The 16,733-nt window shown below is 39.6% G+C and carries 15 protein-coding genes; 7 read left to right on the forward strand and 8 right to left on the reverse strand.

Annotated features, from left to right (window positions below):
• Window positions 1-11: 11 nt before the first annotated feature.
• The 3 genes from AC1M86_RS02990 to AC1M86_RS03000 form a co-directional block, all read right to left on the reverse strand.
• Complete coding sequence (locus tag AC1M86_RS02990) at window positions 12-773, reverse strand: putative porin (protein WP_481595747.1); 762 nt, start codon at window positions 771-773, stop codon at window positions 12-14.
• 173 nt (window positions 774-946) lie between these two features.
• A complete protein-coding gene (locus tag AC1M86_RS02995; protein ID WP_035265806.1) occupies window positions 947-1,729 on the reverse strand; it encodes a putative porin in 783 nt (260 codons plus the stop codon).
• Between the two features lie 289 nt (window positions 1,730-2,018).
• Window positions 2,019-2,870: a putative porin gene (locus AC1M86_RS03000; protein ID WP_481607214.1), complete on the reverse strand. Its 852-nt coding sequence runs from the start codon at window positions 2,868-2,870 to the stop codon at window positions 2,019-2,021.
• Window positions 2,871-3,047: 177 nt separating this feature from the next.
• Here AC1M86_RS03000 and prfB point away from each other — a divergent pair.
• The 5 genes from prfB to AC1M86_RS03025 all read left to right on the forward strand — a co-directional run bounded on the left by prfB (window position 3,048) and on the right by AC1M86_RS03025 (window position 7,857).
• Window positions 3,048-4,143 (forward strand): peptide chain release factor 2 gene (prfB, locus tag AC1M86_RS03005; RefSeq protein ID WP_481591851.1). Its coding sequence is split into 2 segments (ribosomal slippage): window positions 3,048-3,119 and window positions 3,121-4,143, totalling 1,095 coding nucleotides; the frame shifts between segments, so codons are not numbered across the junction.
• Between the two features lie 216 nt (window positions 4,144-4,359).
• Window positions 4,360-4,662, forward strand: a complete 303-nt coding sequence (locus AC1M86_RS03010; protein WP_035265803.1) for an ArsR/SmtB family transcription factor — start codon at window positions 4,360-4,362, stop codon at window positions 4,660-4,662.
• A gap of 26 nt (window positions 4,663-4,688) precedes the next feature.
• On the forward strand, window positions 4,689-5,753 hold the full coding sequence (locus tag AC1M86_RS03015; protein WP_481588808.1) for an alkene reductase: 1,065 nt from the start codon (window positions 4,689-4,691) through the stop codon (window positions 5,751-5,753).
• A gap of 98 nt (window positions 5,754-5,851) precedes the next feature.
• Window positions 5,852-7,132, forward strand: a complete 1,281-nt coding sequence (locus AC1M86_RS03020; protein ID WP_481607215.1) for a 3-deoxy-D-manno-octulosonic acid transferase — start codon at window positions 5,852-5,854, stop codon at window positions 7,130-7,132.
• An 11-nt stretch (window positions 7,133-7,143) separates the two neighbouring features.
• Window positions 7,144-7,857, forward strand: coding sequence for a 16S rRNA (uracil(1498)-N(3))-methyltransferase (locus tag AC1M86_RS03025; protein WP_481586864.1), 714 nt, complete (start codon window positions 7,144-7,146; stop codon window positions 7,855-7,857).
• Here AC1M86_RS03025 and AC1M86_RS03030 read toward each other — a convergent pair.
• Window positions 7,831-8,814 carry a mechanosensitive ion channel family protein gene (locus tag AC1M86_RS03030; protein ID WP_180028484.1) on the reverse strand — a complete coding sequence of 328 codons (984 nt, stop codon included), beginning with the start codon at window positions 8,812-8,814 and terminating at the stop codon, window positions 7,831-7,833. The genes AC1M86_RS03025 and AC1M86_RS03030 overlap by 27 nt on opposite strands.
• Before the next feature lie 453 nt (window positions 8,815-9,267).
• On the opposite strand from AC1M86_RS03030, the gene acs reads away from it, so the two are divergent.
• Both acs and AC1M86_RS03040 read left to right on the forward strand, forming a co-directional pair.
• Window positions 9,268-11,211 (forward strand): acetate--CoA ligase, encoded by a 1,944-nt coding sequence (acs, locus tag AC1M86_RS03035; protein WP_035265794.1) that lies wholly within the window; start codon window positions 9,268-9,270, stop codon window positions 11,209-11,211.
• A gap of 149 nt (window positions 11,212-11,360) precedes the next feature.
• Entirely contained in the window at window positions 11,361-12,542 is a 1,182-nt protein-coding gene (locus tag AC1M86_RS03040) for an acyl-CoA dehydrogenase family protein (RefSeq protein WP_481607216.1), read from the forward strand.
• A 44-nt stretch (window positions 12,543-12,586) separates the two neighbouring features.
• Here the strand turns inward: AC1M86_RS03040 and AC1M86_RS03045 are convergent, their stop codons facing one another.
• From AC1M86_RS03045 to msuE, 4 genes are all read right to left on the reverse strand, one after another.
• Window positions 12,587-13,201 carry a riboflavin synthase subunit alpha gene (locus AC1M86_RS03045; protein ID WP_092766502.1) on the reverse strand — a complete coding sequence of 205 codons (615 nt, stop codon included), beginning with the start codon at window positions 13,199-13,201 and terminating at the stop codon, window positions 12,587-12,589.
• A gap of 78 nt (window positions 13,202-13,279) precedes the next feature.
• Window positions 13,280-14,428 carry an MFS transporter gene (locus AC1M86_RS03050; RefSeq protein WP_306669939.1) on the reverse strand — a complete coding sequence of 383 codons (1,149 nt, stop codon included), beginning with the start codon at window positions 14,426-14,428 and terminating at the stop codon, window positions 13,280-13,282.
• A 309-nt stretch (window positions 14,429-14,737) separates the two neighbouring features.
• Window positions 14,738-15,847, reverse strand: a complete 1,110-nt coding sequence (sfnG, locus tag AC1M86_RS03055) for a dimethylsulfone monooxygenase SfnG (protein ID WP_035265790.1) — start codon at window positions 15,845-15,847, stop codon at window positions 14,738-14,740.
• A gap of 29 nt (window positions 15,848-15,876) precedes the next feature.
• Window positions 15,877-16,614, reverse strand: coding sequence for an FMN reductase (msuE, locus tag AC1M86_RS03060; RefSeq protein ID WP_481594495.1), 738 nt, complete (start codon window positions 16,612-16,614; stop codon window positions 15,877-15,879).
• Window positions 16,615-16,733: the final 119 nt, after the last annotated feature.

Here is a 16,733-nt window from a genome sequence, read left to right on the forward strand (position 1 = left end):
GCACTCAAAGATTAGAAGCGGTATGCACCACGTACAGCAAAGGTATTACCGTCATCTGCGAAACCAATTCGACCTTCGACACTTACTTGCTGATTGAAGAATTTTTTAGCATTTACACCAAACTCATCAAAAGATCCGCCATTGAAATCTTGATTGAAATAGTCAACACCCACGCTGAGTGTTTTATCAATATAATAATCGCCTCTTAACGAGAACTCGTCTAGATCACCAAATGCAGCTCCAGCCTCTAAATTCACATCATTTGTGCCAATTTGAGTGACATATTTTGCTCGAATAGTAGGGTCAATACCATCATCGTTGTCATCATCCCAACCACGTAAACCAGCTGCGACCAATAAAGATGGTGCTAAGAAATAACCAGCTTCAATTTTATAGTTTGTGACATCATTATCAGGGGTGTTAGGTATTTTTTGAGTTTCCTGAGAAAGATTGGCATTTAGATAGAAATCAGTATTTGGAACAAAGTATTCAATTCCAACACCATAATTCCAGTATTCGACCACATCAAAGTCGTCATAAGATACTTTTGCATTCACGTTGCTCGAACGATTTAAAAATGCAGCTTCGTTCAATGGAGAGTTCTTGATTTGAACAGGATTAAAATAATATGTGCCATCAAGCGCAAAACCTGCAGAATTGCTACCATTATCAGGATCGATCAATTTGGCTGTAGCCCCAACTTCAGCTTGATACGCATGTGCAGTTCCTAAGCTTGCAATAAGTGCAGTCGCAAGTGTAATTTTTTTAAACATATATTGACTCTCTTTGTTATAGAAATATGACTGTTTTGTGACAGCTGATTTCTATTGTAAGAACAAAAGGGGATGAGTCAATGCACAAAAAATAACATTCCATCGGGATTTTGCACAAAAAAAGCCCATCATTAAGATGGGCTTTTAAGAAACACTAAATTTTAATTAAGATATTAGAAGCGATATTTAGCAGCTAAACCGAACTTGTTGTAATCATTATTTGCAAGTTCACCGAAACCTACACGACCTTCTAAGCTGACTTGAGGTGTGAAGAATTTACGTGCGCTTACACCAAACTCGTTTGTATCTGCAGGACCAGTATCTTTACTATAGTAATCCACACCAACACTTAAAGTTTTATCGATGAAGTAATCAGCAGCTAGATTATATTCATCAAGGTCACCGAATGCAGCGCCAGCTTCTAAGTTGATATCTTTACCGTTAGACAATGTAGTTACATATTTAGCACGTAATGTTGGGTCAACACCATCATCATAGTCGTTATCGTAACCCTTAAGACCTGCTGCAATTAATAAGCCAGGTGCAGGCAAATAACCTACTTCAGCACCATAAACTGTCTCATCAAAATCAGGTCCAATATCAAATTTACGATCATCACGACCAACATTACCGCTTACATAAAAATCAGAATTAGGTACGAAGTATTCAACACCTACGCCGTATTGATGTCTTTCATCATCACCAACTTCGCTGTATTGGTATTTCGCATTTACATTACTTGCACGATCAAGGAATGCAGCTTCAGCTAGTGGAGCATTGCGTGTTTGAACTGGTTGGAAATAATAAGTACCATCAACACCAAATGAACCACTTGTACTACCATTATCAGGATCGATAAGACCTGCAGAAGCACCTACTTCAGCTTGATATGCATTTGCAGTTCCAGTTACAGCTAAAGCAGAAAGAAGTGCAGACGCGATTGCTAATTTTTTCATGGATACTTCCCCTCAATAGAGTTAGTTGTTAATACATTTTTTGTTACAAGTTCAGTGTAGGGGAAAATCATGAAGGATCAATCAAGCAAAAGTAACAGTAATGTATCTTGTGTAATTTTTATGTAAAAATAAAAATTTAAGTTATTGATTTTAAAAAATAAAAAAACATGTTAATTCATGTGAAAGATAAGGTGTTTTAGTCATTTTATGTTGCTTTTGAATATGAATTGTATGCAATTTGAACGAAAGTAGCAGTTTTGGAACTGCTACTTCCCCATGTTGAATGGAATTAGAATCGATATATTCCGTTTATATTAAACTTATCTTCATCATCACTGAATCTTAAAATACTCCCAAGAGAGAGGTTATTATTGATAAAGTATTTGCCACGTAATTGGTATTCGTCTTTATGAATTTTACTAGTGCTATTCGTATCTCGTGTATAAGCACTACCTAGGCTTAAGCGTTGAGTTAAATAATAATCCCCACCAAATGTAATCGAATCAATATCATGTCCAAAACTACCATCCAATTCTAAATTGAGATATTGACCATTTTGGCCTAATGGGGTGACATATTTGGCTTTTAAAGCAAAAGCATTTTCATCAAAGCCTTCACCTTTATAAGCATTAATACCTACTGCTATCAGTAAATTTTGAATAGGAGTATAACCAACGAGAGCTCTATAGGTGGTTAGATCGAAACGCTGCTTAGCATGAGATGAACCGTTTAGTGAGCTTGAGCGTGACTCCACTTTATAATGTTGACGACCGACCTCACCTGTGAAGTACAGTTGATCAATATAATATTCTCCCCCTATTGAATAGCCGTGCAGCTCTTGTTTGCTTTGTGCAACTGTTTCATTTATATACACTTTATCGTCTTTAATATGCTGAAAACTATATTTCGCTGAAACGCGATTATGGTGGCCAAGAAATGCAGCCTCATTAAGTGGTTTATTTTCAGTATCAACTGCTTTGAAGTAATAAGTACCTTCTGTTTCAAATACACCGTGATAATCAACCTTGAGACTATCATGGTCAAAATAGGTATATTCAGCATCAATTTGAGCTTGGTAGGCCATAGCTGAAGTTGTCAAAGGGAGGATGGCCAAAGCCAAATAGGTTTTGTTCATTTTCATAAGTCTCTGCTTATTGTTGTAAAAATAAAGTAAGTATTTTTTAATAATTAAATGTATTGTTAATAATAACTAAACAATGGTCAAGAGAATATTGAATAAAAAAGCAAACTCTCAAGTTTTACTTGGCTGTGTTAAAATATTGCCAATTTTGATATAGACATATTTAGGATCTACACCGTGGAAATTAATCCTTATCTTCTCCAGCTGAAAGACTTGAACGAACGTGGTCAAACACTACGGGGGTATCTTTGACTACGATCTAAAGAAAGAGCGTTTAGAGGAGGTTCTCCGCGAACTTGAAGATCCAGCAATTTGGAATGATCAAAATCGTGCTCAAGCGATGGCAAAAGAAAAAGGTGAACTCGAAAACGTTTTAAATGTTTTAGATGGTTTAGCAACACAACTGGATGATGCACAAGCGATGCTTGATCTTGCTGTAGAAGCGGATGAAGAAGAAATGCTTGCAGATGTTCAAGCAGAACTTGATTCAGCTGAGGCTGAACTGGCTAAACTTGAATTCAGACGTATGTTTAGTAATCCAATGGATCCAAATCCTTGCTATGTCGAAATTCAAGCGGGGTCAGGTGGTACTGAAGCTCAAGATTGGGCATCTATGCTATTACGTATGTACTTACGTTGGATTGAGCGTCATGGCTTTAAAGCTGAGTTAATGGAAGAATCTGACGGTGATGTAGCTGGGATTAAATCGGCAACTATTCGTGTAGAAGGCGAATATGCTTATGGTTGGTTACGTACTGAATCAGGTGTACATCGCTTAGTCCGTAAATCACCTTTTGACTCAGGCAACCGTCGTCACACTTCATTCTCAGCGGTTTTTGTGTCTCCAGAAATTGATGACAACATTGAAATTGAGATCAATCCAGCAGATGTCCGTACGGATACATACCGCGCTTCAGGTGCAGGTGGTCAGCACATTAACAAAACAGATTCTGCAGTGCGTTTAACCCATGCACCAACTGGAATTGTGGTGGCTTGTCAGAACCAGCGTTCACAACATGCTAACCGTGATCATGCTTGGAAACAGCTTCGTGCTAAATTGTACGAATTGGAAATGAATAAGCGTAATGAAGCAGCTCAAGCACTAGAAGATTCTAAATCGGATATTGGGTGGGGGAGCCAAATTCGATCTTATGTGTTGGATGATTCACGTATTAAGGACTTACGTACTGGCGTTGAAAACTCAAACACGGGTGCCGTGTTAGATGGTGATCTTGATAAATTTATTGAAGCTAGTTTGAAACAAGGGCTTTAATCATTTTTAAAAAAAAGCAGGGCAAAAGCCCTGCTTTTTTTTGTTCTAGCACGAAGCTTGCTAGATTAAATCAGTTCAATGTTAGAATCAGAATTATTCGGCACAGTCATTCATAAACTCGATTTGTTAAATATCGTAATAATTCGATATTAATATCTATAAAAATCGATATAATGAGTTCAGCACAGTGCAGATCATTAACTTGAGTGAAATGAGATGGATACTGAAGCAATTTTTAAAGCCTTATCGAACCCGATACGCCGCCAAATTTTACAATGTTTAAAAGATCCAGAGCGCTTTATTCCACAAGATGAGTGCGTGCAAGATTTTAGTCGTGGCGTATGTGCAGGACAGATTGAAAAAATTGCAGATGTATCTCAGTCAACCATGTCTAATCATTTATCTGTTTTACAACAAGCAGGTTTGGTTCATGTTACTAAGCATGGTCAATGGTCTTATTTTTCTCGTAATGAAGCACTGATAAAAAGTTTTGCAGAACACCTTCAACAATCACTCTAACGATAATGAGTGAAGAGGATAAATGAATGACTGATTTTAGTAGCCCAGTAGTCTTTGGTGAATTAAAGCTCAAAAATCGCGTGGTTATGGCACCTTTAACGCGTAGTCGTGCGACAGATGATCGTGTACCAACAGAAATGATGGCTGAGTATTATGCGCAACGTGCAAGTAGTGGATTAATTATCTCAGAAGCGACCGTAATTTCTGAGGAGGCGAATGGCTATTTAAATACGCCAGGATTATTCACTGATGCTCAAGTGGAAGGGTGGAAGAAAGTAACCCAAGCTGTTCATGACAAAGATGGCTTAATTGTCGCTCAGCTTTGGCATGTTGGACGTGTGTCACATCCAGATTTACTGAAGGGTGATATACCCGTTTCGGCGAGTGCTGTTCAACAAGCCGGACATGTCAGTTTGTTGCGTCCGAAACGTCCTTATGTCTTGCCACGTCCATTAGAAATTTCTGAAATTCACGCGATTACAGCGCAATATAAACAAGCAGCAATTCGTGCTAAAGAGGCAGGATTTGATGGTGTGGAATTGCATGCGGCGAATGGTTATTTAATTGATCAATTCTTGCAATCGAAAACCAATCAGCGTGAAGATGAATATGGCGGCTCGGTGGAAAATCGTGCGCGTTTCTTGTTAGAAGTCGTGGATGAGCTAATTGAAGTTTGGGGTGCTGGTCGAGTAGGTGTACATTTAGCTCCTCGTGGTGATGAACACGATATGGGTGATGATGATCCACGTGAAACTTTCGGTTATGTGTTAGAACAACTCGGTCAAAGACACATTGCATTTTTCTTTACACGTGAATATTTGGCAGAAGACAGTATTAGTCAAGAATTAAAAGCGCGTGGACAAGGTATTCCTTTTATTGCCAATATGCGTTTAAGTCGAGAGGATGCTTTACAACTTCTCACTTCAGGTCAAGCTGATGCAGTGTCTTTTGGTAAAGATTATATCGCCAATCCTGATTTATATGAGCGTTTGGTACACAATGCTCCTTTGAATGAATTAAAGTTAGAAAATATGATCGGGACGAATGTGGCTGAAGGCTATATCGATTATCCTTTTTTACAAGGAAATTGAAATTTAAGATAAGTATTTGAACCGAAAAAATTCGCAGGGTATGATCTCAACTTCGTGGTCATGCCCTATTTTTTTAAGAAAGCTCGAGGTCTTACGTTTTGACAACTCCACTTTGGTATAACGCAGCATTGGCTTTATTAAAGCCAATTTATAAATGGCGTATAAAAAAGCGAGCAGACAATATTGAGCAATTTCATCAAGAGTGCTTAGAGCGCTTCGGTCCGTTTCAATCTCCAAAAAATCTTAATGCGATATGGTTTCATGTGGTTTCAGTTGGAGAAACCAATGCTGCACAACCTCTGATAGAACATTATTTAAAGCTTGGGTATGCTGTGTTGGTTTCGAATACCACCAAAACAGGTCAGGCACGAGCTAAATCCTTATTTGCAAAAGCACCATATGTAGATCTTTTTCAAGCAGTATATTTACCTGCAGATCAAAAAAAATTAGTCAGTGCTTTTTTTAAAAAATATCAACCTAAAATGTTGGTTTTGGTTGAAACAGAACTATGGCCCAATTTAATTGATCAGGCGAAAATTAGTAAAATACCCACTTTTTTGGTGAACGCACGTTTATCTAAAAAGTCAGCAAAAGGATACGCCAAAGTACCAAGTATTACTCAGCCTATGCTCAGCGGTCTGACTCAACTTTTGGCTCAAGATGAAGCTTCACTGAATCGATTTAGGGCTTTAGGTGCTGCTACAGCGCATAGTCAAACAGTGGGTAGTATTAAGTTTGATATTCATGCGCCCGAAGAAATGCTATTGAAAGCGCAACAAATTCATCAAGATTGGGATTTGCAAGCACGCCAAATTATTACGATTGCAAGCACACATCATCCTGAAGAGAAAAATCTGTTATCTAAGTTTAAAGATTATTTAAATGATCATCCTGCCGTCTTGTTGATTATTGTACCGCGTCATCCAGAACGTTTTGATGAGGTTGCACAAGCCATTCAAAGTCATGAATTAAAAATGCATCGACGTAGTTTAGGTGAAATCATTGAGGCTGATACACAAGTTTATCTTGCTGATAGTATGGGTGAAATGTGGATTTGGTATGCATTGAGCCAAGCAAGTTTTGTGGGTGGATCATTAAATGAACCTGGCGGTGGGCATAATATCTTAGAGCCAATATCACTCAATGTCCCGACTGTGATTGGACCGAACTACTTTAACTTTCAAACCATTGTCGATGAATTTGTGGAAGAAAAAGGGATTCTAATCGGTCAGACTACGGAAGAGGTGGTGAATCATCTTATTCAGTGCTTATCTCAGGATGAAACGATTTTAGCAGTACAAAATCAGGCTCAAAAGATCATGCAACGGAATACAGGGTCATTGCAAAAACATATTCATGTCCTGAATCAATACCTTTAGTTTTTAAGTATATGAATATTGTATTGCTTGATCCTGCATCAGCACAGGATGACCTCTGGACGATTCAATCTGCACGCCAAATTGAGCATCTGAAGCATCAACTTGATATTAAAATTGGAGATACTTTAAAGGTTGGTATTAGAGGTGCTGGTCGATATACAGCTGAGGTCATAGAAATTTCTGAAAGGAAAATCTTAATTCAGCCACTTTATGAAGAGCCTGTACCGAAGAAATTACCTGTAACGTTAATCGTTGCTATGCCTAGACCGAAAGTATTGAGACGATTGATTCAAGATGCTGTAACTTTAGGCGTAGAAAAAATCATTTTGCTGCACAGCTATCGGGTCGATAAAAGCTATTGGCAAACACCATTTTTACAACAAATTGATCACTATGTTCAACTGGGCTTAGAACAAGCGGGTGATACATTTCCACCTGAAATCGAAATGTATAAACGCTTTAAACCTTTTGTGGAAGATGTTCTTCCTCAAATGATTTCCGTTGAACGACCAGCTTATGTAGCACATCCTTATGCAACCCACAGTATGCCTCATGCGATTGAGCACCCGTGTACGATATTGATTGGGCCTGAAGGTGGTTATATTCCTTATGAGATTGATTTACTCATAAAAAACGGCTGCCAAGCTGTCAGCTTAGGCAACCGAATTATTCGTACTGAGACGGTGATTCCTTATGTGTTAGGTCGTCTGTTTAGCACGTGGTGATTCATCTTCTTGTGAAGAATCTCCGCGATAGACTTTAACCTCTTGAACTGGATATGGAATCGAGATTTCATGTTCAGCAAAAGCTTGAATCACTTTTTCTTGAACTAAACTAATAGATGTAGATGTCGCAGTTTCACCCGTATTCACCCACCAACGTACAGTGAGGTTGATTGAGAAATCAGCTAAGGCAGAGACATTCACGCTAAATCCGGGTTGACTGAGAATCTGTTGATCGCGGTCTAAAATACTTAAAATAATATCTTTCGCTTTTTGAACATTATCTTCATAACCAATACCAACCACGAATTCACAACGACGACGTGGATATGCCGTATTGACGGTCACTGCATTGGTATAGACCGTTGCGTTGGGAATGACGATACGGCGACCATCAGGTGAACGTAAGTAGGTCGCACGAATTTGAATATCTTCAACGGTCCCTTCTAAACCATTCACAATAATATCGTCGCCAATTTTGAAGGGTTCACCGAGTAGAATTAAAATACCAGAGAGCAGGTTTTGAAAAATATCTTTAAATGCAAAACCAATTGCGACAGAGCCGATCCCCAGTGCACTCATCAGCTGTCCAGGTGTAAACCCTGGAATTGCAATAACCATCGCAATTAAGAAGCCAAAGAAAATAATAAAAGAGCTACCGACGCGGTTGAGGACGAGCACTAAATTTTGTTTGGTATATGAACGCTCTGAAAGTGCTTTTCTGACAAATAATTTGAACAGCTTAGACAACAACCAAAATAAGGTAAATACAATCAAAGCAATACAGATATAAGGGATTCGTTCCCAAAAGCCATCCATGATTTTATCAATGGTGGTATATGCATCATTGTATTTCGCAGTATGTGCAATGACGGTTTGAGCCGTTTTCTCACTTGCATCTTGTAGAAGTTGAGTCGTACCTTGAGCCACCTGACTCAAAGAATTTTGTTGTTCAGCCACGAGTGTTCCAAATGTATTGAATGTTTACATTTTGCCTGAAAATACAGTGAATAAAAATCACGTTCGCAGGTTTTATCGTCATTTTTATTCATTGAATAAACTGAAAATAACAAAAAAATTGCATGTTTTTATAAACATTCAGCACCTTGTCCAACAAAAAAATCGAAATGGTATTTATTGATAAAAAAATGGAGTTTTTTGACAACGACAGATTTTACTTGCTTAGGAATGATGATCAGCAATGATTCGGATCATTGATTGTTAGATTTTTTAGGTTGTTCAATTGGCAAGAAGATACGGATAACTTTTGAAATAAATGAATGCTCAGTCTACGACCAAAGCATGATTGTTTGAAATTTTAAAGTATAGTCATACTCAAGATATAAGACAAAAAATGATCAGTATGATCAAGACAACTCTCGAGATGAGAAACATAAATCAAGGATGCGAATTATGAATGAAATATATCCAGTACCCGAAGTTTTTAAAAAAACTGCACGAACCAATGAAGAGCAATATTTCGAGCGGTATAAAGCATCTATTGAAAACCCCGAAGCATTTTGGACCGAAGCAGCCAAGAAACTAGACTGGATTAAGCCTTTTACACAAGTCAAAAATACCAACTTTGATAAAGAGAATTACAAAGTTGAATGGTTTGCAGATGGCCAATTAAATGTCAGTGAAAACTGTCTCGATCGACATTTAAAAGAACACCCACATAAACCTGCGATTATTTGGGAAGGTGATCATCCATCACGCCATAAAATTATTTCATTTGAAGAATTACACGATGAAGTTTGTCGTTTTGCCAATGTTCTCAAGAAGCATGGCGTGACCAAAGGCGACCGTGTTGTTCTGTATATGCCAATGGTCCCTGAAGCAGCCATTGCGATGTTGGCATGTACACGTATTGGTGCGGTACATTGCGTGGTGTTTGGAGGTTTTTCACCAGATTCTTTAGCAAGTCGTATTGATGATAGCCAAGCAAAAGTCATCATTACAGCAGACTCGGGCATGCGGGGTGGTAAGCCAATTCCACTGAAAGAAAACGTTGATGCAGCGATGGAGCTTGAAGGGACGAGCTCTGTACAAAATGTCATTGTGGTGCATCGTACTGGTAACCCAATCACAATGCATGAAGGTCGTGACCTGTGGTATCACATGGAAATCATGACAGTCACAGATATCTGTCCACCTGAACCAATGAATTCAGAGGATCCGCTGTTTATTTTATATACTTCAGGCTCAACGGGTAAACCTAAAGGTGTGCTACATACTACAGGCGGTTATCTGACTTACGCGAACTTTACCTTTAGGGAAGTATTTGATTTAAAACAAGATGATATTTTCTGGTGTACCGCTGATGTCGGTTGGATTACTGGTCATTCTTATGTGTTGTATGGTCCACTTTCAAATGGGACGACAACATTGATGTTTGAGGGTGTTCCACAATACCCAACTTGGGCACGCACTGGACATATTGTAGATAAGCACAACGTCACAATTTTATATACGGCACCAACGGCGATCCGAGCGATGATGCGTGAAGGTGATGCATTTATCCGTGAAAGTGACCGTAGTAGCTTACGCTTGTTGGGCTCCGTCGGTGAGCCAATTAATCCTGAAGCTTGGAACTGGTACTACACCGTAGTTGGTGAAAGTCGTTGTCCAATTGTAGATACATGGTGGCAAACTGAAACAGGTGGCTTCATGATTTCGCCTTTACCGGGCGCAACTGCACTTAAACCTGGTTCTGCAACACGCCCATTCTTTGGTGTACAACCTGCTTTGGTTGATGCTGATGGTAAAGAGCTAGAAGGAGAGGCTGAAGGTAATTTGGTGATCAAAGATTCTTGGCCAGGACAAATGCGTACCATTTGGGGTGATCCAGATCGTTTTATCGAGGCATATTTCTCAACTTATCCAGGGAATTATTTCACGGGAGATGGTGCACGCCGTGATAAAGATGGTTATTACTGGATTACGGGGCGAGTGGATGATGTTCTGAACGTTTCGGGACACCGCTTGGGGACTGCAGAGATTGAAAGTGCATTGGTTGCACATGAACATGTTGCAGAAGCAGCCGTTGTGGGTATGCCACATGACATCAAAGGTCAAGGGATTGCAGCCTATGTAACTTTACAGGCAGATACGCCAGAGTCAGCAGAACTCAGGAAAGAGCTAGTAGGTTGGGTAAGAAAAGTTTTAGGACCTGTGGCTACACCAGATGCAATTTATTGGGCGCCAGCATTACCAAAAACACGTTCAGGCAAGATTATGCGCCGAATTTTGAGAAAAATTGCTGCTAATGAGCTAGATAGTTTGGGGGATACCTCAACTTTGGCAGATCCACAGGTCGTGGATCAATTAATTGCTGAAGTGAAATCACAGCAGTAATCCAGATTAAACAGACGAAGTCATGTTTTAAATACCGTTAGTTCAACTAGCGGTATTTTTAGTTCAGTGATAAGAAAAGCAGGCATTGTGATAAGTCAAATCATGTTGATCTGCTAAGCTTATCAGCAGATGCGATACGGAATATAACAATGAATTCTCCCCTAAATTTTAACCCTGAAACGCCACTTGAGACTGCGCAAATACTTGCATCTGAGTTTGCGAAGACCGCAGCAGAACGCGACAAACAGGGTGGAAATCCAAAGGCTCAGCGAGATCTAATTCGACAAAGTGGTTTATTGTCTTTATCTATTCCAAAAGAATTTGGTGGGCAAGGTGCAACATGGAGCACGATTTTTAAAACCATTCAAACCATTGCTCAAGTCGATAGTTCGCTTGCGCATGTATATGGCTTTCATCATTTGCTTATAGCGACGGTACAACTTTTTGCACAGCCAGCTCAATATGGAGATTGGTTTAGACAAACCGCCAAACACAACTTATTTTGGGGAAATACGTTAAATCCATTAGATCGTAGAACAACCGCGAAACAAGTTTCTGACGAAGAATTTATCTTCCATGGTGATAAAAGTTTTTGTTCTGGATCAATTGATTCAGATATCTTGCTCTGTTCAGGATTTAATGAAGATGGAAAGTTACTGATTGGCGTGATTCCAACAGCACGAGAGGGCGTGAGCTTTCTTGGAGATTGGAATAATATGGGGCAACGTCAAACGGATAGTGGTACCAGTCATTTTGAACAGGTCAAAATTCGCAAGGATGAATTACTCCTCAATCCCGGTCCTTTAAGTACACCTTATTCAAGTTTGAGACCGCTAATTGCTCAATTGATTTTCGTGCATTTATTTTTAGGTGTTGCTGAGGGAGCGTTCAATGTTGCGAAAGAGACAGTTCAAACACAAAAAGCTTGGTCGAAATCACTGGTTGAACAAGCGGTGAATGATCCATTTACCCAAAAGCATTTCGCCGAATTTTATGTGCAACTTGAAGGTGTGCGCTTGCTCGCGGAAAAAGCGATCAATACATTACAAAAGGCGTGGGATGAAGGGGAAACATTAACTGCGGAGCAACGTGGTGAAGCCTCAATTGCAATCGCCACCGCCAAAATCGCAGCGACTCATACTTCACTTTATGTGACACAAAATATTTTTCAAGTGATGGGTGCACGCGCGACTACTGCAAAACTGAATTTAGATCGATTCTGGCGTAATGTACGAACCCAAACCCTGCATGATCCAATTGATTATAAATATCAGGAAGTCGGAGAGTGGGCATTAACTGGAAAAATTCCAGATCCAAGTTTCTACTCTTAGATCCAATTGATTATGAAAAAAGCCTCTATCGTAGAGGCTTTTATTTATTTTTGATGAATATTTTCTAAAGTATCGACAAGCGTACGTGTCATCTGATCAATTTCGTAATTGACTTGATCGCCGACTTGAACATATTTCCATGTGGTTAGGCGTAAAGTTTCTGGAATAAGATCGATTGAGATTTGATTGTTTGCACGATCAACTCGATTGACTGTCAAACTGCAGCCATTTAAACCGATAAAGCCCTTTAAGAAGAAATATTTGATATTGCCATTTGGAATTTCAAGGTCGATATGAAACGTTTCACCATTTTTGGTTAAATGCTTTACGGTTGCAGTGCCTTCAATATGACCATATAAATTATGCCCACCATTCTCAGCACCTACTTTAGCGGAGCGTTCAATGTTGACCTCATCACCGACGTTGAGTTGACCTAAAGTGGTTAATTCAAGTGTTAGATTTGAAACATCAAAATGCACTTGACCAGCGATCAAATCAATTTGTGTAGCGGTTAAGCAAACACCATTAATCGCAACACTGGCGCCGATAAATACATCATGAAAAAGATTGAGCGCATTAGAAATAACAAAAGTCCGATATCCCTCTTTATGCTGTATATCTAATACTTTTTCTAACCCTTGCACGATACCTGTATACATAATAAACCTTTGCCTAAAAATAAATCTTAATTGCTTTTAATCCTACCTGAGATCGTAGAGATGATCATCTTACGCAGATCAATTGGTTCTAGGTAAAAAGAAGGTCAATACACCCAGTAGTGGTAAGTATGAGCTAAAGTGAAATACCCAACGAATACCTTGATGATCTGCTACATAGCCCAAAGCTGCTGCCGCGATACCGCTGATCCCAAACATCAAACCAAACATCAAACCAGAGACCATGCCGACACGACCTGGCATCGCTTCTTGTGCATATACAACCATTGCTGAAAATGCGGAAGACATAATCAATCCAGCAAGAATCGCAAAGATACACGTCCACATCAAATTCACATGTGGCATGAGTAATGCAAAGGGTGCCATGCCAATAAAGGAAATCCAAATGACAGCTTTACGACCTATTTTGTCACCGATAGGGCCACCAGCAAAAGTACCGATTGCTACTGCGGCTAAAAAAGCAAATAAATAAAGCTGAGCTTGTTGAATACTGACCTGAAACTTTTCGATCAAATAGAAGGTATAGTAATTTCCAATACTTGCAATGTACGTGAATTTTGCAAACATTAACGCACAGATAATCACAATTCCCTGTACAAGTTTAGAACCTTTCAACGGTGTTGATTGCTTGGCTTTTACTGCTGAAGCAGCTTGAACACCATATTGAATGGTCCATCGACTTATTCTGTAAAGCAGATAAATAGCGAAAATGGCAAATATCATGAGCCAAGCAACTGAGGCTTGGCCGTTCGGTACAATGATTGCTGCGGCCAACAGTGGCCCAACGGCAGAGCCGCTATTACCACCCACTTGAAAAGCGGATTGAGCAGTTCCGAAGCGACCACCTGATGCTGTTCTCGCTACTCGTGAGGCTTCTGGGTGAAAGGCAGATGAGCCCACACCGATGAGTGCTGCTGAAATCAGTAAGATTGGAAAAGTCCATGCAAATGCCAGCAAAACGATACCTAGCAGTGTAACGCACATACCCAAAGGGAGGAGGTAGGGCTTAGGATGCTTATCAGTGTAGAGTCCAACCCAAGGTTGCAGAATAGATGCAGTCATTTGATAGACCAAAGAAATAATCCCGATTTGGGTAAAGCTCAAGTCAAAATTGAGTTTCAGCATGGGATAAATGGCTGGTAAGCAAGACTGGATCAGATCATGTAATCCATGCGCTAATGCAATAGCGAAAATAATATGAACCGCCATTTTATTTGCTGAAATACTAGAGGAATTATTTGAATGTTCTATTGATTGAATTGAACCCATAAGGCTGTGCTGTCTTCATTTTTGAGGTGATTATAACCGTGTAACAGCGGAACAATGTACGATTTATTCAATTTTCGATGTACTGTTGCTGATCAGATTATATGAACTATCCAATAAAAAGCCCCCCAAGCCGAGCCTTGGGGGTTAAGTTGCTACTGCATGACGCTATTATTATAGTTATCAGGGTCAAAACAAGATTGAACAAAGCGCTGATTTCATTCAGATCGTTGTTGAATAATCGAAGACAAATTAAGCTGATTTAGCGGTAATGTGTTGTTGCTGTTCAGCTTCGAGTTTTCGAACTAAAGGCAGTACTTTTTCACCAAAATATTCAACTTCCTCTATAAAATGTAAGAAGCCAGATAAGATCAGATCCACACCAACTGATTTTAATTCAACGATACGTTCAGCAATTTGTTGCGGTGTACCGATGAGATTTGTTCTGAACCCGTCGTTGTATTGGACAAGATCTTCAAATGTTGATTTTGCCCAGTTACCTTCACCTTCTTGAGTTGCGGCACCTGCTTCACGAGTTGCATCACCAAAAGCATTGACTGCTTCTACATTTGCATTGTCAATGATTTCTTGAAGTACAGCTTTTGCTTCCTCTTCAGTATCACGAGCAATGATAAAGGCATTCACCCCAATTTTGACTTGATGGTGATTCAGCTTGGCTTTTTCACGGATGTCATCAATCTGCTTTTTAATTTCAGCAGGCGTGTTTCCATTGGTGAAATACCAATCAGAAACACGAGATGCCATATCACGTGCGGCACGCGAGCTACCCCCTTGGAAAATTTCAATATGTGGGCTTTGAACAGGTTTTGGCTTCAAGGTGTAGTCTTTAAATTGATAATATTTTCCATCAAAACTAAAGTTATCCTGCGTCCAAATACCTTTTAAGCTACGAATAAACTCCTCTGAACGTGCATATCGTTGATCGTGTTCAGGCCATTCTTCACCGATGGCATCAAATTCACCACGGAACCATCCGCTCACAACATTAATAGCGATACGACCATTGGTTAAATGATCAATTGTCGCGAGCTGTTTAGCCGCCAGCGCGGGTTTCCAAGGGCCTGGTAAAATTGCTGCGATTACACGTAACTTTTCAGTTTTTGCCAATAAGCCATGACTAAAGCTTACAGATTCATGCTGATTCTCCGCACCGTATCCTGCCGTGAATCGAATCTGTGTCAAAGCATATTCAAATCCACTTTTTTCAGCAGCTTGCGCGAGTCGAACATTGTAGTCGTAGCTCCAGTCTGTTCGTTGTTCAACATTACTGACGACAAGACCACCACTGACATTTGGAACCCAATAGGCAAATTTAATCGCTTGTTTTTCTGCATTAGACATGGCTTATACCCTCATTGATTCAATTATATTTATGCCACTTCAATTTTTGGGGCAGCATTATTCTTGTGATGCAAGCGTGACTCTGCTGCATCTAAACTTGGTACTGCTGCTGAAGGTAATACTTCTTCTTGTTCAATTTGTTTGTTAATGCCCAAGTTTTGATTGGCTTGTTGGGTTTTATCTTTCACAACCTCAGCACGTTTACCTTTGGCTGGTGCCCACTCTAAAATTGGTAAAGCACGAGCAATGGCTAAGGTAATGCGCGCACGTAATAGTTCACTGTGAATGGTGTATTCAGGCGTAAAATCACGATCAGTTGCATAAACGCCAATTGGCAAAGTCTGTGCTTGGAAGAAGCTAAATAAAGGACGCAATTGATGCTCAAGTACTAAGGCATGGCGATCACTGCCCCCTGATGCAGCTAGTAATACAGGCACATCAACCAGCGCAGTTTGTTCTACAAAGTCAAAGAAATGTTTAAATAAACCTGTGAAAGATGCGCGATATACGGGCGTTCCCACAATCAATGCATCCGCGGCTTCAACAGCAGCAAGATCATCTTGAACACGTTGCGGCAGCTGATTGCGATAAATGGCACCACCTAATAAATGACCGATTTCGCTAAATTTAATAAAATGCACATGAATTGGTGTTGCTTCACCTAACTCATCCAAAATCGCTTGAACAAGCGCTTCAGTTTTTGAAGGATTATTTAGACCGCCAGAGACAGCAACGATATTTAATGGTTTTTGTTGAGCAGTAGACATAGTACAAACCTAAAAATTTAAAATTAATCTCGGATGCACTATTTATGTGGATTTATGCTTATTCTGTAAAATAAGCAAAATAAGAATAAATATCATTTTTGCGTATATAGCGATAATTT

Source organism: Acinetobacter sp. ANC_7654 (genome assembly GCF_056779855.1).